Raw genomic sequence first — 19,144 nt, 5'->3', positions numbered from 1 at the left:
CTCCTCCACGGATGGGCGGGCGTGCGGGCTTCGGACAGGCGGAGCCGGGCGGGTGACGTTCAGGTGCGGCGGGCGTAGGCGACCGGCAGGCGGTTGACGCCGCGGGCCAGGACGGCGGGGATCCAGGCGAGGTCGTCCGGGCCGTCTCCGGGCGTCTCGGCGGGGCGCAGTCCGGGCAGCCGGGTGAGCAGGGCGGCGACGGCGATCTGGAGCTCGGCCCTGGCCAGGGCGGCGCCCGGGCAGTAGTGGATGCCGTGGCCGAAGGCCAGGTGGGCGTTGGGTGTGCGGTCGAGGTCGAGGTCGAGGTCGAGGTCGAGGTCGAGGTCGAGCCGGTCGGCCTCGGGGAACTGCGCGTCGTCGCGGTTGGCGGCGCAGAGTGAGACGATCACCGAGTCGCCGGCCGGGACGGTGGTGCCGAACAGGTCGCTGTCCTCGGCGAAGAAGCGCCAGGTGGTGAGCTCGAACGCGGCGTCGTGGCGCAGCAGTTCCTCCACCGCGCGAGCCAGTCGGCCGGGCTCGTCCAGGCTCCCGCGCAGCGCGGCGAGCTGTTCGGGGTGGCGCAGCAGGGTGACCAGCATGGTGGTGATCTGGTTGGTGACCGGCTCCTGCCCGGCGACCAGCAGCTGGAACACCATCGAGTCGAGCTCCTCGCGGCTCAACTCGCCCGCGTCGTGGGCGACGACGAGCCGGCCGAGCAGGTCCTCGCCCTCCGTCCAGCCGGGCGCCCGGGAGTCGGCGCGCTTGTGGGCGACGACATCGGCGATGTACGTCTGCAGGCCGCGCAGCCGTGCCTCGTAGGCCGGGCGGCCCGGGTCCTGGGGGCCGACGGGCTGGACCACCTTGCCCCAGTCGCGGTCGAAGCGGTCCGCCAACTCGGCGGGCAGGCCGATGACTTCCGCGAGCACCCGGAAGGGGTAGTGGGCCGCGAAGCCCGCCACCAGGTCGGCGCCGCCGGTCCCGGGAAGTCCGTCCACCAGGGCGTCGGCGAGTTCCTGCAACCGGGGGCGCAGCGACTCCACCCGGCGAGGGGTGAAGGCGTCCAGGACGAGGCGGCGCATGGCGGTGTGCTTGGGCGGGTCCTGGTGCAGTAGGTGGACCTGGAGCTGGGAGTGCTGCGGTTCCGGCATGATCGACGCCAGCCGGCGCCAATTCTCGTTGCCCAGAGCGTGGTTCTTGCCGAGTCTGGGGTCGTTGAGGGTCGCGTGGGCGGCCTGGTAGCCGGTGACGAGCCAGGCGTGGATGCCGCTCGGGAACTCCACCCGGTGCACCGGTCCGGCCGCGCGCATCCGGCGGTAGAGCGGGTACGGGTCGGTCTTGTACGCCGAGCCGTACAACGGGACGGGGTCGGGGAGTCGGTCGTAGCCGTACGGGCAGCGCGAGGCCTCGCCCGTGGCCTCGGTCGCGGCCGGGACGTGGGTGGTATCGGTCATGGGTGTGCATCCTCCGGTGAGGCGGGTGTGTCTGTTTCGGCCTAGGACCCAAGAGGCAGCCCCTGGGCCTGCGGGCTGCGGCGGTGCAGGGCGAGCGGCACCACGGCGGTGGCGGCGACGGTGGCGGCCAGGGCGATGCCCGCGTGGGTGCCGGTGGTGGCGCGGTCGCCCGCCAGGGCCGCGGCGGTGGCCAGGGCCGGGCCGAGGGCGAAGCCCAGGCTGCGGGAGAGCTGGACGGCGGAACCGGCGGTGGCCAGCTTCCCGCGCGGGGAGGCGGACATCACCAGTGCCTGGGTGGGGCCGCCGTTGAGGCCCATCCCGGCACCGGCGAGGGCGAGCCGGCGGCGATGTCGAGGGCGGACCAGTCGGCGCCCACCGGAATGAGCAGCGCCAGACCGAGGGCGGTGATGGCGGCACCGGTCAGCGCCGTCGGCCGGGCGCCCCAACGGTCGGCCAGCCGCCCGCCGACCCGCCCGGCCAGCACCATGCCGAGCGGAAAGGCCAGCATGGTCAGCGCGGTGGCGGTCGCGCTCTCGCCCTGCGGGCCGCGCAGGTGCTGGACCAGCAGGTATTGGCAGGCCGCGAAGCCGGCGGCGAGCGCCAGCACCGAGGCGTTCACCCCGGCGGTTCCGGCGGCCCGCAGGACCTCGGCGACCGGCCGACCACCGGGGCGGCGCAGCCACAACAGCACCAGCGGTACGGCGGGCAGCGCGAGCAGCAGCCATTGCGGGGCCTGCGGCGCCAGGGTGAGTCCGAGCAGGACGGTGGCAACCGCGGCACCGATCAGGGCGGCATCGCCGAGCGAACCCCGGTCGGGCAGTCGAAGCCCGCCGCGCCTCGGGGTGTTCCGCCGCACGATCAGGACGGCGGCCAGGCAGACCGGCAGCTTTACCAGGAAGATCGCCCGCCAGCCGAGATGGTCCAGCAGCAGACCGCCGACCACCGGACCGGTGACGGCCCCGAGCGGCCCGAGCGTCGCGGGCACGCTCATCGCCCGTCCGCGTAGCTCTGGCCGGACGGAGGTCGCGGCCAGCACCGGCATCAGGACGAACAGCACGGCCCCGAAGGCACCTTGCAGCAGTCGTGCCGCGATCAGCCAACCCGCCCACGGGGCCAGGGCGGCCAGCACGCTGCAGGCGGCGAAGCAGCCGACCGCGAGCAGCAGCGCGGACCGGGTGCCGACCTGGTCCAGCCGCCGCCCGGCGGGCAACAGCAGTGCGACGAGGGGGAGTTGGTATCCGAGGACGGCCCACTGGGCGACCCCGGGGGAGACGTGCAGGCCGGTGGATATGTCGGTGAGCGCCAGGTTGACCACGTTCATGTCGAGCATAGCGACGAACGAGAGCAGCCCGGCGGCGACGACCAGACTCCAGCGGTCGACCGGTTGTGCCTGGCCGTCCGTCAGCGATGCTGCGGTCGTCCGGTGTCGCGCCGCCATGAGATCCTCCGTTTCCCCGTAGCCGTTCCGGGCACCGCCTCGGCGGCGGGGTCCGGTACAGCAGTCGGGGGCGCGGCGACTCCAGTTCCGAACACCTGGGGGAATTTTTTCGAGGGGCGGCTTTCAGGTAACGGATTACAGATGACGGCTGACAGATGACGGCCGACAGATTTCGAAATCTGTCAGCCGTCATCTGTTATTTGTTATCTGTTATCCGTCGTCCGTTCATCGCCGCTCAGCAGGCCGCCGCGAGCTCCCCGGTCTCGGCCGCCCGCAGTCGCGCCATCAGCTCCTCCCGCGCCCTGGCGACCCGGGAGCGTACGGTGCCGACCGGGCAGCCCGCGACCGCCGCCGCCTCCGCGTAGCTCAGGCCGACCACCTGGGTCAGCACGAAGGCCTCCCGCCGCTGCGCGGGCACCCGCTCGAGCAGGTCCCCGAGGGCGATCCCGTCCTCGAATCCGGCCGTCGGGGTGCCGCTCTGCCGTTCCGCCGCCTCCTGCCAGTCCGGCAGTGCCGCGCAGCGCGGCCGGGCGGCGGCCATCCGGTACCGGTCGATCACCGTGCGCCGGGCGATGGACAGCAGCCAGGTGCGGGCCGAGGAGCGTCCGGCGAAGGCGGGCAGGCCGCGCAGCGCGCGCAGGAAGGTTTCCTGGGCGAGGTCGTCGGCGGACTGGACGTCCGTCAGGTGGGCGACGAAGCGCCACACGTCCCGCTGGGTCGCGCGGACGAAGGCCTCGACGTCGGCTGCCCGGCCCGAGCGGGCGGTCAGTGCGAGCGTGGTGAGCTGGTCGTCATCCACGACGGCCCCCCGTCCGGCCCGCCGTCCCGGTGTGGCAACCGTGCGGGACGATGGTCACATGAGATGCGCGCAGTTCCGTACCGCTCTGTCCGCCCGGCTCGACGGTGAACCGAGTGGCCTGCCGGGCACCCGGCTGGACAAGCACCTCGCGCGCTGCGCCGGCTGTCGGGAGTGGCTGGATCGGGCCGGGCGGCTGCGCGGCCGGGTGCGGGCGGCCGCCGCCGACGGGCCGTCGGCGGAGTGGTCGGCCCGGCTGCTGACCCGGCTGGGGGCGGACGGTCCGCTCGGTCAGGCTCCGGAGGGGCCGCAGACCGCGGAGCGGTAGGACGGTGGCGTCGGCCGGAGCCGGGGTGCCGTCGTAGTCAGGCATGGGAAGGTCCCGAGGGGAAGGCTGGGAACGGTGCCGCGCGAAGCGGCACCGAAGGAGTCCGTGGGCAGCCGCGCGGCACACCGCACTTCCCGGAGGAGGCGTCGGCGAACGCGGGCCCGAGCCCGGTCATGACGGCGCACGGGGTACGGCGGCGCAGCGGCCCAGGGCGCTACGGCAGTGGGCACAGCGGCGACGGCGACGGCGGCGGTACGACAGGGCGACCTGCCCATCGCGGAGGTCCCAGCGCGGACCGGGGTCGGCCGGGGGAGCGGTGCGGCGGGCGTGTCAGCAGGCGAGGGCGAACGCCGGCGGCCCGCGCCGGACGACGGCATGCGTGAGCAGCACCGACCGGGGCAGCCGGGCCGGTCGGTCGGCGGGCCGGGGCGGCGTCGGCGGCCGGTACCCGAACGGGCGCGCGAACAGCGCCAGCAGCGGGAGCAGCAGCGCCCCCGCGACCACGCTCCCGAGCACGCCGAGCAGCTCGAAGAGCCGCACCAACGCCACGTCACCGCGCCAGAGCAGGAGCGCACAGGCCAGCGCCGCCAGGATGTGGGCGACGGCCATCCCCGGCGACATGCCGTGGGACATCGCGTGTGCCATCCCGCCGGACATGCCGTGCGACATCCCGTCCGGCATCCCCGAGGGCATCGGGTGCCGCATCCCCGGGGCCATGCCCGGCATCCCCGTCATCCCGGACAGCCCCATGTCCATGGCCATCCCGTCGGTCGACCCCGCCGCCACCCCGTGGTGCATCCCCGCCATCGGGCGCAGGCTGCCGGCGGTCGGCGGGACGTCCGGGTCGATGCCCGCCATCCGTGCCAGTTCGACGGGGGAGAGCGCGCCCGCTGCCCGGTCCGGGTTGCAGAGCAGCAGGGCGGCCCAGTCCGTGGTGGCGAGCCGGCCGAGACCGCCGCCCGATCGGCCGAGCGACCCGGCCTGTTCGAACAGCAGGTGCAGCGCGCTCTGCGCCGCGACCATCCACGCGCTGATCACGCCGAGCCCGCGCCGCTTCCCGGCCAGCAGCCAGGTCAGCCCGAGGATCGACCCGAACGCGCCGAACAGCACCGGCGGCGAGACCCCGGCCCCGGCCATGGCGACGTGCGCCGTGGCGGCCATCGCCACGCACAGCGCGGCGAAGACCGCGGCGCGCAGCAGGCGGATCCGGTCGGTCATCACGATGGCACCCATCGTCGCACCTGGCCCGCCCCGCCCGGACCGCACCCTCCGGTATTGGCCGGTTCCGCCCGTGAGACCATGCCCAGCCGCCGACCAGCCGCCGACCAGGCCCCGGACCGAGCCGTCGATCACGAGCTGGGCGGCCCCGGCGGAACGCTGCTGCGGGCGGGGGAGAAGGCCGCGCTGTCCTACGGCTCGGCGAACCGGGACGAGGCGCTCTTCCCCGGCCCTGACGCCTTCGACATCACCCGCGGCCCCAACCCCCACCTCGGCTTCGGCGGCGGCGGTCCGTGCTACTGCCTGGGTGCCCACCTGGCCCGGCAGGAGATGGCGGCGCCGCTGCGTGAGCTGTACACCCGACTGCCCGACATCCGGTTGATCGGGGAGCCGGAGTTCGCCGCGTCCGGCTTCGACCACCGGGTCCGCTCGCTGCGGTGCACCTTCTGAGCCCCGGCTGATCCGTTGACCCGTCAGACGAGCTCCCAGACCGCCTGGTCGTGCGCGAAGAGCACCTGGCGCGGCCCGTGCTCCGCCACCCGGTCCAGCCAGCCGCGGTACCCGGGCAGCGGCGCCGCCACCCCCTCGCGCGCGGCCTGCCGGGCGAGCACCGCCTGCCCGTACTCGGTGGCGAAGTCGTACGCCTGCCCGGCCAGCAGGACGGTGCAGTCGCCCAGCCGCTCGACCAGCAGGGACTGGTGGCCATCGGTGTGCCCGGGGGTGGGCAGCACCCGGACGCCGGGCCAGACCTCGGTCTCGCCGTCGAGCTCGCGGTAGACGGCGTCGGGGAAGTCGACCAGCGCGTCGATGGTGTAGTCGCCGCGCCGGGCGGTCGCCAACTCCTTCGCCTGGACCAGGACCGGCGTCCCGGCGAGCAGCGGGTTGCCGCCGCAGTGGTCGAAGTGCAGGTGGCAGTTGACCACCAGGTCGATGTCCGAGACCGAGACGCCGGCCGCGGCGAGCGCCTCCGGCAGCGGGCGGCGGACCGGACGGTAGTGCGCCTCGGTCTCCGGCGAGCCGGCGCCGATCCCGGTGTCGAACAGCAGCAGCCCCTCCGGGCCCCGGACCAGGTATGCGAGCACCGGCTCCACCCGCGGCTCGGGGCCGCCCACCTCGGAGGCCGGCCGGACGAAGTAGCCCAGGTCGAGACGGCGGATCGTGTACATTTGTCCCCCCTGTCGCTCAGCCCGTGCGTGCGGCCGAACCGGCCGCCGCCGCTTTGCACCCTATCTACGGACCGACGGCCGACCGCCGGTCCTTCACCGCTTCCCCATCGGACCGGGGCTGACCTGCACGATTCCCGGCAGGCCGGAGGGCGGACAGCCCGGGCTGCGAGCGTCGTCGGTGCCTGGTGGCGGGCGTCACGGCGGGTGCCGGGGAAGCGGAGCACAATGCCGGACATGACCGATCGTCTGATCCCGCCTGGGGGCGAGTCCGCCGACCGTCCTACCACCGACCGTCCTACCACCGACCGTCCTACCACCGACCGTCCTACCACCGACCGTCCTACCACCGACCGTCCTACCACCGACCGTCCGACCGCCGACGCCTGGGCCGCCCTGGGCGGACCTGCCGAACTCCTGGACCGGGTGGGCTTCCACGGCCCGCAGGACGTCCTGCCCTCCGGTCTGCCGGTGCGCCGGCTCGCCCGCGCCACCGTGGCCGCCTGCTCGCTGGCCGCCGCCGAGCTGGCCGCCCACCGCGCCGGCGGCGCCGTCCCCGCCGTCCGGGTGGACGAGGGGGCCGTCGCCACCGCTTTCGTCAGCGAGCGGCACCTGACCGTCGACAGCCGTACGCCCGTCAGTTTCGCCCCGCACTCCGGCTTCTGGCGCACCGCCGACGGCTGGGTCCGCACCCACGCCAACTACCCGCACCACCGCGCCCGGCTGCTCGTCGCCCTCGACCTCGCGTCCGACGCCGGGCCCGAGCAGCTGGCCGAGGCGCTCGGCAAGTTGCCGGCCGAGCAGATCCAGGAGCGCGCGTACCCGGCTGGGGCGCTCGCTGTGGCGGTCGCGCCGGTGAGTGCGGCCGTGCACCCCCTGGTGGAGAGCCAGGAGATCGGGGCCGCGCCCGTCCGTCCGCTCGGTGCGGCCCCGGTGGACCGGCCCGCCGCCGGGGTCCGGGTCCTCGACCTCACCCGGGTGATCGCCGGACCGGTCGCCACCCGCACCCTGGCCCTGCTCGGCGCCGACGTGCTGCGGATCGACTCGCCCCGGCTGCCCGAGGCGGAGGACGCCCACGCCGACACCGGCTTCGGCAAGCGCTCCGCCCGCCTCGACCTCGCCGACCCTGCCGACCGCGTCACCTTCGAGGGCCTGCTCGACACCGCCGACGTCGTGGTCACCGGCTACCGCCCCGGCGCCCTGGACGCCCACGGCCTTGCCCCCGGCGCCCTGTTCGCCCGCCGCCCCGACCTGATTGTCGCCCAGCTCTGCGCCTGGGGCTGGACCGGCCCCTGGGCCGGACGCCGAGGCTTCGACAGCCTGGTCCAGGCCGGTGTCGGCATCGCCGCCCACGAGGCGGCCCCCGACGGCCGCCCCGGCGTCCTGCCCGCCCAGGCCCTCGACCACGGCACCGGCTACCTGGTCGCCGCCGCCGTCCTGCGCGCCCTCACCGACCAGCGCACCGACCGTCCCGGCGGCCGCCACCTGCGATTCTCGCTGGCCGGCACCGCCTCTTGGCTGCTGCACGGCATCCCGCCCGAGGGGCCGGTCGAGCCGCGCGAGACCGCCGAGCCGTACGACCCGGCGAGCCGGCTCACCGAGACCGACTCGGCGTACGGGCGGCTGCGGCACGCCCTGCCGCCCATCGGTTATGAGGGCGCGCCCGCCGACTGGGCGCGCCCGCCGGGGCGTTGGGGGACGGACGCGCCGGTCTGGCTCTGAGCGGTCAGCGGTGCGGCGGGCGGTGTCAGCGGGGTCTGGCAGCATCCTGCGCATGACTGCCGCACACGCCACCGACTACACCTGGTTCGAGAAGCGCTACCCCGTCCTGGGCGAGGCCTACTGCCTCACCCAGGTCCAGGGGATCGGTGCCGACGAACTGCTGCGCCGCTTCGACGCCCTGACCGGCCGGGAGGTCACCGGGCTGGACGCGGTGCTCGCCGCCTGGGAGACCTTCGACGACGGGGAGGACGAGGAAGCCGAGGAGCTGTTCGACTTGGACGAGGACCGTATCCTCGTCGCCGTCACCGAGCTCGACGGTTGGGCCCTGGCGGTCGAGCCGTACGGCTACCTCGGCAGCCTGTACGAGGTCGTCCCCCGGCTCGGCGAGGGCACCCGGCTGGTCTCGCACTTCCGGAACGTCAACGCGGCGGACGACTTCCACTGGTGGGAGCACGGCACCTGCCGGCTGCACTTCGAGCCGCTCTTCGCCGATCAGCGGGACGGCACGGACGCCGAGGCCCCGAGCACCGTGGAGCTGCTGACGGCCTGCGGCTTCCAGCTGGACGGGGAGCGCTACGAGCTGCACACCGAGGCGGCGTTCGCGCTGGCCGAGCGGCTGACCGATGTCCGGCTCAGCCCGGAACGGCTGGAGGCCGCCACCTTCCGGCTCGGCTACGCGCCCCGGCCCTGAGCACGAGGCGGTAGCGCGGCGCCGAGATCGGTGACGGCCTCCGGTGTGGCGGTGGCCTCCGGTGTGGTGGCGCTGGTCAGACCCCCGAGGGGATCTGCTTGGCCTGGCCGCGCATCCGGAGGGCCGTCGCGATCTCGACCACGCCCAGGATCAGCAGCCAGCACCCGGCCAGCACGGTCAGCGCGGTGATCGAGCCGACCGGCCAGACCATCAGCAGCACGCCGGCCAGGGTGTTGGCCACGCCCGCGAAGGCCTGCCAGCCGCGGGCGGGCATCAGCGGGTCGGAGATCGCGGCGGCGAGCTGGGTGATGCCGCGGAACAGCCAGCCGATGCCGATCCAGAGTGCGAGCAGCAGCAGCGACTGCGCGGCGCTGCGGAAGCAGAGCAGCCCGAGCAGCACGCAGATCGCGCCGCTGATGAAGGCCAGCACCCGCATCGCGGTGGTGGCGTGGGTGCCGAACGCGGCGACCAGCTGCACGATGCCGATCAGCAGCAGGTAGAGCCCGAACAGCACGCCCACCACCAGCAGTGTCTCCCGGGGCCAGGCGAAGACCACGATTCCGAGGGCGAGGGAGGCCGCACCGGCGGCCAGCAGCACCTGCCAGGCGGCCCGGGCGAGCATGCCGAGCGGGCCCTGGACCGGGGAACCGTCGGGGGTGATGATCGGAGGGGTCACGGTGACGTACTCCTCGGGGCTGGGGGCGGAGAGCGAACCCCAGCCTCTTCGCTCCCCTGTCAGACCGCGCGTCGGGTACGTCTGTTCGAGTGACTTCCGGGGGTCGCCGGAACGACACCCTCCGGTCGCTCGTCGTCGATATCATCCCTCGGTATGACTTCTGAAGGGTGGGGGACCCCTCCGGTCGAGCCGATCAGCCAGCACTACATCGTCTGCGGGGGCAACGCGCTGGCGCACCGGCTGGTCCTGGAACTCGTCGAGCACTACGAGGTACCGGTCGTCGTCCTGGTCGCCGACCGCACGCGCGACCACGCGCCGCAGATCGAGCAACTCCCCGGCGTCGCCGCCGTGGTGGAGTACCCGAGCGTCACCGACGAGGCGCTGCGCGCGGTCTCCATCGGCACCGCCCGGGGACTCGCCCTGGTCGAGGGCAGCGACCAGGACAACATCCACGCCGCGCTCAGCGCCCAGGGCCACAACGCCGACATCCGGATCGTGTTCCGGATGTTCAACCAGCGTCTCGGCGAGAACATCCAACGGCTGCTCAAGAACGGCGCCGCGCTCTCCGGTTCCGCCACCGCCGCCCCGGCCTTCGCCGCCGCCGCGCTCGGGCGGCCCAACTCGGTCGAGATCGACGGACGGTACCTGCACATCGCCTTCGACGACGCCATCGCCTCCGACCGGATCTGCGTGGTCGCCGACCAGATCGACCGGCAGGACCTCAGCAAGATCCGCCTCCTGCCGGAACAGGAGGGCGACTCGGCCGGGTTCGTCCGCCTCGCCCGCGAGTTCGGCGACGACGGGCCGGTCATTCCCGGCGGGGTGCGCCGCGATCCGGTGCCGACCGGCGAGCCCGAGGAGCCGCCGGGCGGGAGGGCCGCGCTGCAGGCGCTGCCCATCGAACCCCGGGAGCCGATCAGCTGGGCGCGACGGCTGCGCTGGCGGGCGCTCGATACCATGCGCTTCCTCACCAGCGCCCGGCTGCGGGTGGTGCTGCTCACCGCGCTCGCCGCGGTGCTGATGGCCTTCGGCGTGCTCTGGTACCTCAACCGGGACTTCGGCTGGACCGTCTACACCTCGCTGCTCGACCTGGCCGGCGCCGCCCAGCCCGACCAGCAGGCCGACGTCGCCGCCGGGACCGGGACGGGCGGGCTCTGGCAGCGGGTCGCCCAGGTGGTCATCACCATCTGCGGGATCACCTTCGCGCCGGTCGCCACCGCCATCGCGGTCGAGGTGCTCGGCTCCGGGCGGCGCGGGCTGCCCCGCAACCCCAGTGCGGGCACCCGGGACCACGTCATCGTCGTCGGGCTCGGCAACGTCGGCACCCGTGTCACGACCCAGCTGCACGAGATGGGCGTGCCGGTGGTCTGCATGGAACGCGACCCGCAGGCCCGCGGCATCGCCGCCGTCCGGGCGCTCGGCATCCCGGTGGTGCTGGGCGACGGGCCGTTCGAGGAGCAGCTGCGCCGGGCCAGGCTGAAGCACAGCCGGGCGGTGGTCGCGGTCAGCGGGGACGACGCCACCAACCTGGAGGCGGCACTGGAGGCGCGGCACGGCAACCCCGAGGTGCGGGTGGTGGTGCGGCTGTTCGACGACAACTTCGCCGGCCACTTCTACAAGACGCTGGACAACGCGGCCTCCCGGTCGGTGTCCTACCTGGCCGCACCCGCCTTCGCCGCCGCCCTGATGGGCAGCGAGGTGCGCGGGACGCTGTCGGTGTTCCGGCACGCGCTGCTGATCGCCGAGCTGACGGTGGAGGACGGCAGCGGACTGATCGGCCTGAACCGGCACGACCTGGAGGACCCGGGCGGAGTCCGGGTGATCGCCGCCCGATTCGCGCGCAGCGACCACCTGCAGTGGAACTTCCCGGACCGCACCCGGCGGCTGACCCCGGGCGACCTGATCGTGGTCGCCGCCACCCGCAGCGGACTGGCGCGGCTCAACACGGTGCTGGTGGAGGAGGGGTGACGCGCGGCGGCGGGACGCCGGGACCGGGCGTGCGGCGGCGGGCGACGGGTGACGGCGACGGGTGACGGCGAACGGATGCCCGCGAACAGATGACGGCTGACAGATTTCAGATGATGAAATCTGTCAGCCGTCATCCGTCAGTTGTGCGCCGTCAGCGGTTCTCGAACTTCGGCGGGCGCTTATCGGCGAAGGCCGCCATGCCCTCCTTCTGGTCCGCCGTGGCGAAGGCCGCGTGGAAGAGCCGGCGCTCGAAGCGGACGCCCTCGGCGAGCGTGGTCTCGAAGGCGCGGTTGACGCTCTCCTTCATCATGATCGCCGCCGGGGTGGACATCGCCGCGACGGTCTCGGCGGTGGCCAGCGCCTCCGCGAGCAGCTGGTCGGCCGGGACGATGCGGGAGACCAGGCCGGCCCGCTCGGCCTCCTCGGCGCCCATCATCCGGCCGGTCAGGCACAGCTCCATCGCCTTCGCCTTGCCGACCGCCCGGGTCAGCCGCTGCGAGCCGCCGATGCCCGGGATCACACCGAGCTTGATCTCCGGCTGCCCGAACTTCGCGGTGTCCGCCGCCAGCAGGATGTCGCACAGCATCGCCAGCTCGCAGCCGCCGCCCAGCGCGAAGCCGGCCACCGCCGCGACGACCGGCTTGCGCAGCTGGCCGAGCCGGTCCCAGGGGCCCAGCCAGTCGTCCAGGTAGACGTCCGGGAAGTGGTTGCCCTGCATCTCCTTGATGTCGGCGCCGGCCGCGAAGGCCTTCTCCGAACCGGTGATCACCAGACACCCGATCTCCGGGTCCCGGTCGAAGGCGGTGGCGGCCGCCACCACCTCGTTCATCAGCTGGGTGTTCAGCGCGTTGAGCGCCTTGGGCCGGTTGAGCGTGATCAGCCCCACCCGGCCCTTGCGCTCGACCAGGATCGTCTCGTAGGTCTCGGTCTCGGTCATCGCCGTTGACTCCCATTCCGCTGCTCGGCGCCGCACGGGCGCGCCCTGACCACCCAACGATCTACGACGCGCCCCGCCTCGCGCCAGTCTTGGCATGCGAGACGCCGGTCACCAGCCTGGCGGGGCCCCTCGGAACCGGACGCCGTAGCGCTCCGCGCCCAGCCGAACGGTCTCGGCCTTGACCTCGCCCCGGCGGGCCGGCGCGGCCGGGGCCGCGACCGTCACCGACTGTCGCGCCACTTCGCGATCTCCTCGGCATCGACGGTTGACGGGATCAGCGGAGCGGACGGTCAGGTAGAGCGCTCGGCCAGGTGGAGCGGCCGCTGGCACCGGGTGGGTCATGGCGGGCTCCAGGCGTGCCGGGTAGGGGAGTCGGTGGATCCGGTGGTCAGGCCAGGCCCAGCTCGTCGCCCTCGCGCGGGGCGAGGAAGCGCGCGACGTCGGCCTCCGTCACCTCGGCGAGCGTGCCCGGCGACCAGCGCGGGTTGCGGTCCTTGTCGACCACCTGGGCGCGGATGCCCTCGACCAGGTCGTGGCCGTCCAGCGCGGCGCAGGAGACGCGGTACTCCTGGTCCAGTACGGCCTTCAGCGAGGGCAGCGTACGGGCCCGGCGCAGCGCGGCCAGGGTGACCTTGACGGCGGTGGGGGAGTTCCCGAGGACCAGTTCGGCGGCCTCCTTCGCCTCCGGCACACCGGCGTCGAGCAGCCGGTCGACGATCTCCTCGACGGTGTCGGCCGCGTAACAGGCGTCGATCCACTCGCGCCGGGCGGCGAGTGCGGCGGGCGGCGCGGCCTCGGCGTGCGCGGCGACGGTGGCGGCCGGATCGGCGCTGCGGGCGAGGGCGCCGAGCAGCTCGGGCAGGCGCGCGGACGGGACGTAGTGGTCCGCGAAGCCGCACAGCAGGGCGTCGCCGGGGCCCATCGAGGCTGAGGTGAGCCCGAGGTGGGTGCCCAACTCGCCAGGGGCGTGGGCGAGCAGGCGGCTGCCGCCGACATCCGGGACGAGGCCGATCCGGGTCTCGGGCATCGCGACCGTGGAGCGCTCGGTGACGATCCGCACCGCGCCATGGGCGGACAGGCCGACGCCGCCGCCCATGGTGATGCCGTCCATCACCGCGACGTACGGCTTCGGGTAGTCGGCGATCAGCGCGTTCAGCCGGTACTCGTCGCGGAAGAAGGCGCGGGTGCCGGCCCCGCCCCTCGTGGCGTCGTCGTGCATCGCGCGGATGTCCGCGCCCGCGCAGAGGCCTCGCTCGCCGGCGCCGGTCAGCACGACGGCGCGCACCCGGTCGTCGGCGGCCCAGTCGTCCAGGGTCGTGCGCAGGGCGGTGATCATGCCGTGGGTCAGCGAGTTGAGCGTGCGCGGGCGGTTCAGCACGATCCGGCCGAGGCCGCCGTCGTCGCTGTCCCCGTTGCCGCCGTCCAGGAAGGTCTGGACCTCCGCCGCCTCTGCGTTCATCGGACCCGCTCCCGTCCCTCGGTGATGTGGACTTCCACGGTCCACCGTAGCGGGGCGGGTGGGCTGTTGTGATCACCGTGCCGGTGATCACGCCGCCTGGACGGGGGATGCGGCGGGTGCGGCGGGGGCGTCACGGCCAGGCGCGCAGGGCGAGTTCGGCGGTGCGGGCCGGGTCGGCGGCGGTGGCGCCGTCGCGGGCTTGCCGGGACATGCCCTGGACGACCGCGGCGTTCCGGTTGCGCAGGTCGCGAAGCTGGGCCTGGACCTCGGCGTCCTGAGGGGAGACGTTGGTGGCGGCTGAGATCACCAGGCAGCCGGCCGGGTGCGAGGGGTCGGGCCGGCCGGCCGGAGGACATCGCGGACATCGTCGCGTTCCCGGCCTCCGAGGACGCGCGCTGGGTCACCGGGCGGGGCATCGACGCCACGGGTGGGGCGGGGCTGTAGGGGCGGGCTGTCGGCAAAGGTGGGCAAACGGATAACAGCTGACAGATGATGAACTCTGTCAGCTGTTACCTGTCATCTGTTCGCTGAAGTCTGAGCTCTGTCAGCCGTCAGCCGTCAGCGGTCAGTCAGTCAGTCAGGCAGCTGCGGGCGTCAATCGGCAGCCGCGGGCCCTCAGCCCCGCACCCGCCCCGCGACCTCGCCGAACCCGACCACCGCGCCGTCCGGCCCCGGGGCCGTCGCCGTGATGACGACCTCGTCGCCGTCCTCCAGGAAGGTCCGGGTCGTCCCGTCCGGCAGCTTCAGTGGCTCCTCGCCGTTCCAGGTCAGCTCGATCAGCGCACCGCGGGTGTCCGGCTCCGGCCCGCTGACCGTGCCCGAGGCGAACAGGTCGCCCGTGCGCAGCGAGGCGCCGTTGACGGTCATGTGGGCCAGCTGCTGCTGCGCCGTCCAGTACATCGCGGCGAACGGCGGCCGGGAGACCAGGTGCCCGTTCAGCCGGACCTCCATCGCCAGGTCCAGGCCCCACGGCTCGTTGTCGCGGTCGTCCAGGTACGGCAGCGGCTCGACGTCGCGCTCCGGCGGCGCGACCCGGGCGTGCTGCAGCGCGTCCAGCGGCACGATCCACGGCGAGACCGAGGTCGCGAAGGACTTGCCGAGGAAGGGGCCGAGCGGCACGTACTCCCAGGCCTGGATGTCGCGCGCCGACCAGTCGTTGAGCAGGCAGACGCCGAACACGTGCTCGCGGAAGTCGTCCAGCGCGACCGGCCGCCCCAACTGCGACGGCGTGCCGACGACGAAGCCGACCTCGGCCTCGATGTCCAGCCGGCGCGAGGGCCCGAAGGTCGGCGCGGCGTCGGCGGGTGCCTTGCGCTGCCCGTGCGGACGCACCACCGGCGTGCCGGAGACCACCACGGTGCCCGCCCGGCCGTGGTAACCGATCGGCAGGTGCTTCCAGTTGGGGGTGAGCGGCTCCGAGCCCGGGCGGAAGATCCGGCCCAGGTTGGTCGCGTGGTGCTCGGAGGCGTAGAAGTCGACGTAGTCCGCGACCTCGAACGGCAGGTGCAGCTCGACCTCGTCGGCCGGCAGCAGCGCGGGCGCGACCGCCTCGCGGAAGGACTCGTCGGTCAGCCAGCTGGTCACGTCGGCCCGGACCTGCGTCCAGGCCGAACGCCCGGCCGCCATCAGCGGGTTGAGCGAGTCCGCGGCCAGCAGCACGGACGGCGCCCCGGCCGCGCGGGCGGCTGCCCCGGCGTCCAGCACGAAGTCCCCGACCCGCACGCCGATCCGGCGCCGGCCGGGCTGGTCGGCGGCGGTGAAGACGCCGTACGGCAGGTTGTGCACGCCGAACGGCGAGTCCTGGGCGCTGGCGAGCCAGCTGCTGGGGCTGCTGGGGGTGGTGCTCAACGGTCCTCCTGGGGCAGTGGATCGGGCGACGACAGCAGGCCGAGCGTGGCCAGGTCGCCCAGCGGCTCGGCGATGCTGCAGGTGCCGAACGCGGTGAACGAGTTGCGGATCACCGTAACCTGACGGTCGGTCAGTGCACGCACCGCCTTGGCCAGCACCTCGCCGTCCCGTTCCGCCAGCACCGCCGCCGCTGCCGCCCGGTCGGTCTCCTGCGCGGCCAGCAGCACGTTCAGGAAGCCGTGGTGCTCGAAGCCGGTCTCCGGGTCGGTGTGCCGGACGGCGTTGTGCAGCCCGGCCGTGCACTTGTACGGCAGGCCGCGCTGCGCGCAGCCGGTGAGGAAGGCGGCCAGCTCGTCCTCGTCCGGGAACGCCTCGGCGACCAGCCCGCCGGTGCGGAACTTCGCCCGGTACGGGCTGTCGACCAGCACGTCCAGCACCGCGTCCAGCCCGTCCCCGCGCAGGAGTTCGCGCGGCAGCTCGACGGCGGCCGGCACGTGCGGAGGCAGCAGCCGGTCCAGCTCGGCGACCGCCTCGGCGGCGTCCTTGGTGGCCAGTTCGACGCCGGCCAGCTCGAACGGTGCGGCGGCGGCGAGTGCCGGGGCGAGCTCGGCACTGCCCCCCGGCAGCACGAGTCCGACCCTGAGCGGCGCGGCGCCCGCCTCCTCCGCACCCCCCGCGGTCGCGCCGCCCACAGCACCGGAGGCCGGGGGTGCCGCGGCCAACTCGCCCAGCCGGCCCGCCCCGCAGAGGAACGGGCCGACCGCCTCGGCGTACCAGGCCGCGCGGTGGACGCGGTGCGCCGGTACCGCCTCGGCGACCGGCAGGTTCCCCGGAGGGAACACCGCCGCGTCGTCGAAGAGCCCGCGGAACAGCTCGGGGATCACCCCCGCGGAGACCGGAGCGCTCATCGCCCGGGCCCCCGACCGGCCCAGGTCCAGGCATAGTCGGCGTCCTCGCTGGCCCGCCCGCCCTCGCCGAGCTCCAGCGGCCGGAAGGTGTCCACCATGACCGCCAGCTCGTCGAAGAACTCCGCGCCGATGCTGCGCTCGTAGGCGCCCGGCTGCGGACCGTGGGTGTGCCCGCCGGGGTGCAGCGAGATCGAGCCCTGGGCGATGCCCGAGCCCTTGCGGGCCGCGTAGTCGCCGCCGCAGTAGAACATGACCTCGTCACTGTCCACGTTGGCGTGGTAGTACGGCACCGGGATCGACAGCGGGTGGTAGTCGACCTTGCGGGGGACGAAGTTGCAGATCACGAAGTTGTTGCCCTCGAACACCTGGTGGGCCGGCGGCGGCTGGTGGATCCGGCCGGTGATCGGTTCGTAGTCGCTGATGTTGAAGGCGTACGGGTACAGGCAGCCGTCCCAGCCGACCACGTCGAAGGGGTGGTGCGGCACGGTGTAGCGGGTGCCCGAAACCCCGTTCAGGCCGCGGTGCTTGACCAGCACGTCGACGTCCCCGGGGGTGTCGACCACGAGCGGCCCGACCGGCCCGCGGAAGTCCCGCTCGCAGTACGGCGCGTGCTCCAGCAGCTGCCCGTACTTGGACAGGTAGCGCTTGACCGGGGTGATGTGGCTGTTCGCCTCGATGCAGTAGGCGCGCAGCGGCTCGTCCCCGGACGGCACCCAGCGGTGGGTGGTGGCCCGCGGGATGATCACGTAGTCGCCCTGGCCGACCTCGATCGAGCCGAAGACCGTCTCGACCGTGCCCGAGCCGGACTCCACGTACACGCACTCGTCGCCGAGCCCGTTGCGGTACAGCTCGCTCGGGGCCCCGGCGGCGACGTACGAGATCCGCACGTCGCCGTTGCCGAGCACGAGGCGGCGGTTGCTCACGACGTCCGCGGACTTCCACTCCTGGCCCGCGAACAGCTCGTGCAGCTTGAGGTGGCGGGGGAGCAGGGGATGGTTGGGCACCGTGGACTGGTCCGGCAGCTCCCAGGGCACCGCGTTGACCACCGCCGAGGGGATGCCCCGGTGGTAGAGCAGCGACGAGTCGGAGGAGAACCCCTCCTCGCCCATCAACTCCTCGTAGTACAGCCCGCCTTCGGGTGTGCGGTGCTGGGTGTGCCGCTTGGGCGGGATGTTGCCCAGCTGCCGGTAGTACGCCATGTCCGTGCTCCTCCTCGACCGTCCGTCAGGGCCGCCGTCAATCAGGGTAGGCCGACGCTCACAGGTTGCCGCGACGGTCCTGCTCGCGCTCGATGGACTCGAACAGCGCCTTGAAGTTGCCCTTGCCGAAGCCCAGCGAACCGTGGCGCTCGATGAACTCGTAGAAGACGGTGGGGCGGTCGCCGATCGGCTTGGTGAAGATCTGCAGCAGGTAGCCGTCCTCGTCGCGGTCGACCAGGATGCCGCGCTTCTTCAGCTCCTCGATCGGCACCCGGACCTTGCCGATCCGCTCGCGCAGCTCCGGGTCGTCGTAGTACGCGTCCGGGGTGTTGAGGAACTCCACGCCGCGCGAACGCAGCACGTCCACGGTGGTGAGGATGTCGTTGGTGGCGAGCGCCATGTGCTGGCAGCCGGGGCCGGTGTAGAACTCCAGGTACTCGTCGATCTGGGACTTCTTCTTGGCGATGGCCGGCTCGTTGAGCGGGAACTTCACCCGGTGGTTGCCGCTGGCGACGACCTTGGACATCAGGGCGGAGTACTCGGTGGCGATGTCGTCGCCGACGAACTCGGCCATGTTCACGAAGCCCATGACCCGGTTGTAGAACCGGACCCACTCGTCCATCCGGCCCAGCTCGACGTTGCCCACGGCGTGGTCGAGGGCCTGGAACAGACGCTTGGGCGAGCCCTCCGGGTGGGTGACACCGCTCTGCGCGGTGACGTAGCCCGGCAGGTACGGGCCGTGGTAGCGGGAGCGGTCGATCAGGGTGTGGCGGGTCTCGCCGTAGGTGGCGATGGCCGCGCGGCGCACGGTGCCGTTCTCGTCCGAGACGTCGTTCGGCTCCTCCAGGACGGTGGCGCCGGTCGCGCGGGCGTGCTCGATGCACTTGTCGACGTCCGGGACCTCCAGGGCGAGGTCGACCACGCCGTCGCCGTGGCGGCGGTGGTGGTCCAGCAGCGGGCTGTCCGGCCGGACGCCGCCCTTGATCACGAAGCGGCAGGAGCCGGAGCGGAGCACGTAGGCCTTGCGGTCACGGCGGCCGGTCTCCGGGCCGGAGTAGGCGACCAGCTCCATGCCGAACACGACCTGGTAGAACTGGGCCGTCTGGGTGGCGTTGCCGACCACGAAGACGACCGCGTCCTGGGCGGTGACCGGGAACGGGTCGGTAGTGGCGTCGTGCTCGACGAGGCCGACGAGGCGGCGCAGCTGGTCGGCGTCGAGACCGGCCTCGCGCTCCTCGGGGGTCAGCTCAAGGGCGTGGGTCTGCGGGGTCATCGCTCGTTCCTCCACTCTGGGCCTCGACGCTGAGGCTCTTGCTGGATCGCGTGGATCGCGGCCGCACGGCGAACAGGTGGGCGGTGCGGA

General features: G+C 73.5%; 19 protein-coding genes and 2 pseudogenes. 6 read left to right on the top strand and 15 right to left on the bottom strand.

All coding sequences use genetic code 11. From position 1 onward, the window contains the following. Positions 1 to 59: 59 nt before the first annotated feature. The 4 genes from ABZW30_RS09660 to ABZW30_RS09645 all read right to left on the bottom strand — a co-directional run bounded on the left by ABZW30_RS09660 (position 60) and on the right by ABZW30_RS09645 (position 3,667). On the bottom strand, positions 60 to 1,430 hold the full coding sequence (locus tag ABZW30_RS09660) for a cytochrome P450 (protein ID WP_355670487.1): 1,371 nt from the start codon (positions 1,428 to 1,430) through the stop codon (positions 60 to 62). Between the two features lie 41 nt (positions 1,431 to 1,471). Beyond that, the gene (locus ABZW30_RS09655; protein ID WP_355670486.1) at positions 1,472 to 1,747 is read right to left on the bottom strand and encodes a hypothetical protein; all 276 of its coding nucleotides are present in this window, start codon (positions 1,745 to 1,747) and stop codon (positions 1,472 to 1,474) included. After that, positions 1,711 to 2,868 carry an MFS transporter gene (locus tag ABZW30_RS09650; protein WP_355670485.1) on the bottom strand — a complete coding sequence of 386 codons (1,158 nt, stop codon included), beginning with the start codon at positions 2,866 to 2,868 and terminating at the stop codon, positions 1,711 to 1,713. The genes ABZW30_RS09655 and ABZW30_RS09650 overlap by 37 nt, the downstream gene beginning before the upstream one ends. A 235-nt stretch (positions 2,869 to 3,103) precedes the next feature. Then, positions 3,104 to 3,667: a sigma-70 family RNA polymerase sigma factor gene (locus tag ABZW30_RS09645; RefSeq protein ID WP_355670484.1), complete on the bottom strand. Its 564-nt coding sequence runs from the start codon at positions 3,665 to 3,667 to the stop codon at positions 3,104 to 3,106. Positions 3,668 to 3,725: 58 nt separating this feature from the next. Between ABZW30_RS09645 and ABZW30_RS09640 the strand changes: the two genes are divergently transcribed. Beyond that, positions 3,726 to 3,992 (top strand): zf-HC2 domain-containing protein, encoded by a 267-nt coding sequence (locus ABZW30_RS09640; RefSeq protein ID WP_355670483.1) that lies wholly within the window; start codon positions 3,726 to 3,728, stop codon positions 3,990 to 3,992. Between the two features lie 330 nt (positions 3,993 to 4,322). Here the strand turns inward: ABZW30_RS09640 and ABZW30_RS09635 are convergent, their stop codons facing one another. Beyond that, positions 4,323 to 5,225: a hypothetical protein gene (locus ABZW30_RS09635; protein ID WP_355670482.1), complete on the bottom strand. Its 903-nt coding sequence runs from the start codon at positions 5,223 to 5,225 to the stop codon at positions 4,323 to 4,325. Between the two features lie 156 nt (positions 5,226 to 5,381). Between ABZW30_RS09635 and ABZW30_RS09630 the strand changes: the two are divergent. Then, positions 5,382 to 5,660 (top strand): annotated as a pseudogene (locus ABZW30_RS09630) (cytochrome P450); the annotation flags it as partial. A 23-nt stretch (positions 5,661 to 5,683) separates the two neighbouring features. On the opposite strand, the gene ABZW30_RS09625 reads toward ABZW30_RS09630, so the two are convergent. Next, a complete protein-coding gene (locus tag ABZW30_RS09625; RefSeq protein WP_355670481.1) occupies positions 5,684 to 6,376 on the bottom strand; it encodes an N-acyl homoserine lactonase family protein in 693 nt (230 codons plus the stop codon). Between the two features lie 234 nt (positions 6,377 to 6,610). Between ABZW30_RS09625 and ABZW30_RS09620 the strand changes: the two genes are divergently transcribed. Together ABZW30_RS09620 and ABZW30_RS09615 are read left to right on the top strand one after the other, a co-directional pair. Next, positions 6,611 to 8,095 (top strand): CoA transferase, encoded by a 1,485-nt coding sequence (locus ABZW30_RS09620; protein ID WP_355670480.1) that lies wholly within the window; start codon positions 6,611 to 6,613, stop codon positions 8,093 to 8,095. 52 nt (positions 8,096 to 8,147) lie between these two features. Then, complete coding sequence (locus ABZW30_RS09615) at positions 8,148 to 8,786, top strand: DUF6461 domain-containing protein (protein ID WP_355670479.1); 639 nt, start codon at positions 8,148 to 8,150, stop codon at positions 8,784 to 8,786. Between the two features lie 76 nt (positions 8,787 to 8,862). Here ABZW30_RS09615 and ABZW30_RS09610 read toward each other — a convergent pair whose 3' ends face one another. Then, a complete protein-coding gene (locus tag ABZW30_RS09610) occupies positions 8,863 to 9,462 on the bottom strand; it encodes a DUF308 domain-containing protein (RefSeq protein ID WP_355670478.1) in 600 nt (199 codons plus the stop codon). Between the two features lie 153 nt (positions 9,463 to 9,615). Here ABZW30_RS09610 and ABZW30_RS09605 point away from each other — a divergent pair, with 153 nt between their 5' ends. Beyond that, positions 9,616 to 11,430, top strand: coding sequence for an NAD-binding protein (locus tag ABZW30_RS09605; protein ID WP_355670477.1), 1,815 nt, complete (start codon positions 9,616 to 9,618; stop codon positions 11,428 to 11,430). A 151-nt stretch (positions 11,431 to 11,581) separates the two neighbouring features. On the opposite strand, the gene ABZW30_RS09600 is transcribed toward ABZW30_RS09605, so the two are convergent. The 4 genes from ABZW30_RS09600 to ABZW30_RS09585 form a co-directional block, all read right to left on the bottom strand. After that, complete coding sequence (locus ABZW30_RS09600; protein WP_355670476.1) at positions 11,582 to 12,367, bottom strand: enoyl-CoA hydratase; 786 nt, start codon at positions 12,365 to 12,367, stop codon at positions 11,582 to 11,584. A gap of 108 nt (positions 12,368 to 12,475) precedes the next feature. Then, entirely contained in the window at positions 12,476 to 12,607 is a 132-nt protein-coding gene (locus ABZW30_RS09595; protein WP_355670475.1) for a hypothetical protein, read from the bottom strand. A gap of 148 nt (positions 12,608 to 12,755) precedes the next feature. Further along, positions 12,756 to 13,826, bottom strand: a complete 1,071-nt coding sequence (locus ABZW30_RS09590; RefSeq protein WP_355670474.1) for an enoyl-CoA hydratase/isomerase family protein — start codon at positions 13,824 to 13,826, stop codon at positions 12,756 to 12,758. A gap of 130 nt (positions 13,827 to 13,956) precedes the next feature. Further along, the gene (locus tag ABZW30_RS09585) at positions 13,957 to 14,133 is read right to left on the bottom strand and encodes a hypothetical protein (protein WP_355670473.1); all 177 of its coding nucleotides are present in this window, start codon (positions 14,131 to 14,133) and stop codon (positions 13,957 to 13,959) included. Positions 14,134 to 14,156: 23 nt separating this feature from the next. Here ABZW30_RS09585 and ABZW30_RS09580 point away from each other — a divergent pair. Then, positions 14,157 to 14,270, top strand: a pseudogene (locus ABZW30_RS09580) (3-oxoacyl-ACP reductase); the annotation flags it as partial. 171 nt (positions 14,271 to 14,441) lie between these two features. Here ABZW30_RS09580 and fahA read toward each other — a convergent pair. Genes fahA through hppD form a run of 4 tightly spaced genes read right to left on the bottom strand, consistent with a single transcriptional unit; the run spans position 14,442 to position 19,054 of the window. Continuing rightward, entirely contained in the window at positions 14,442 to 15,674 is a 1,233-nt protein-coding gene (gene fahA, locus ABZW30_RS09575) for a fumarylacetoacetase (RefSeq protein WP_355670472.1), read from the bottom strand. Further along, positions 15,671 to 16,582, bottom strand: coding sequence for a hypothetical protein (locus ABZW30_RS09570; protein WP_355670471.1), 912 nt, complete (start codon positions 16,580 to 16,582; stop codon positions 15,671 to 15,673). The genes fahA and ABZW30_RS09570 overlap by 4 nt, the downstream gene beginning before the upstream one ends. Beyond that, positions 16,579 to 17,781: a cupin domain-containing protein gene (locus ABZW30_RS09565; RefSeq protein ID WP_355670470.1), complete on the bottom strand. Its 1,203-nt coding sequence runs from the start codon at positions 17,779 to 17,781 to the stop codon at positions 16,579 to 16,581. The genes ABZW30_RS09570 and ABZW30_RS09565 overlap by 4 nt, the downstream gene beginning before the upstream one ends. Positions 17,782 to 17,839: 58 nt before the next feature. Next, positions 17,840 to 19,054, bottom strand: coding sequence for a 4-hydroxyphenylpyruvate dioxygenase (gene hppD / locus ABZW30_RS09560; RefSeq protein ID WP_355670469.1), 1,215 nt, complete (start codon positions 19,052 to 19,054; stop codon positions 17,840 to 17,842). Positions 19,055 to 19,144: the final 90 nt, after the last annotated feature.

This window comes from Kitasatospora sp. NPDC004669, assembly GCF_040609455.1.
Classification (GTDB): Bacteria; Actinomycetota; Actinomycetes; order Streptomycetales; family Streptomycetaceae; genus Kitasatospora.
This window is presented reverse-complemented; position numbering and strand designations above follow the sequence as displayed.

Bases quoted from the DNA above. Each gene is read 5' to 3' on its own strand.
- ABZW30_RS09570 (WP_355670471.1), bottom strand. From the start codon at position 16,582: ATGAGCGCTCCGGTCTCCGCGGGGGTGATCCCCGAGCTGTTCCGCGGG.
- ABZW30_RS09565 (WP_355670470.1), bottom strand. From the start codon at position 17,781: ATGGCGTACTACCGGCAGCTGGGCAACATCCCGCCCAAGCGGCACACC.
- ABZW30_RS09615 (WP_355670479.1), top strand. From the start codon at position 8,148: ATGACTGCCGCACACGCCACCGACTACACCTGGTTCGAGAAGCGCTAC.
- ABZW30_RS09625 (WP_355670481.1), bottom strand. From the start codon at position 6,376: ATGTACACGATCCGCCGTCTCGACCTGGGCTACTTCGTCCGGCCGGCC.
- ABZW30_RS09600 (WP_355670476.1), bottom strand. From the start codon at position 12,367: ATGACCGAGACCGAGACCTACGAGACGATCCTGGTCGAGCGCAAGGGC.
- ABZW30_RS09650 (WP_355670485.1), bottom strand. From the start codon at position 2,868: ATGGCGGCGCGACACCGGACGACCGCAGCATCGCTGACGGACGGCCAG.
- ABZW30_RS09590 (WP_355670474.1), bottom strand. From the start codon at position 13,826: ATGAACGCAGAGGCGGCGGAGGTCCAGACCTTCCTGGACGGCGGCAAC.
- ABZW30_RS09640 (WP_355670483.1), top strand. From the start codon at position 3,726: ATGAGATGCGCGCAGTTCCGTACCGCTCTGTCCGCCCGGCTCGACGGT.
- ABZW30_RS09655 (WP_355670486.1), bottom strand. From the start codon at position 1,747: ATGGGCCTCAACGGCGGCCCCACCCAGGCACTGGTGATGTCCGCCTCC.
- hppD (WP_355670469.1), bottom strand. From the start codon at position 19,054: ATGACCCCGCAGACCCACGCCCTTGAGCTGACCCCCGAGGAGCGCGAG.
- ABZW30_RS09620 (WP_355670480.1), top strand. From the start codon at position 6,611: ATGACCGATCGTCTGATCCCGCCTGGGGGCGAGTCCGCCGACCGTCCT.
- ABZW30_RS09635 (WP_355670482.1), bottom strand. From the start codon at position 5,225: ATGGGTGCCATCGTGATGACCGACCGGATCCGCCTGCTGCGCGCCGCG.
- ABZW30_RS09660 (WP_355670487.1), bottom strand. From the start codon at position 1,430: ATGACCGATACCACCCACGTCCCGGCCGCGACCGAGGCCACGGGCGAG.
- ABZW30_RS09605 (WP_355670477.1), top strand. From the start codon at position 9,616: ATGACTTCTGAAGGGTGGGGGACCCCTCCGGTCGAGCCGATCAGCCAG.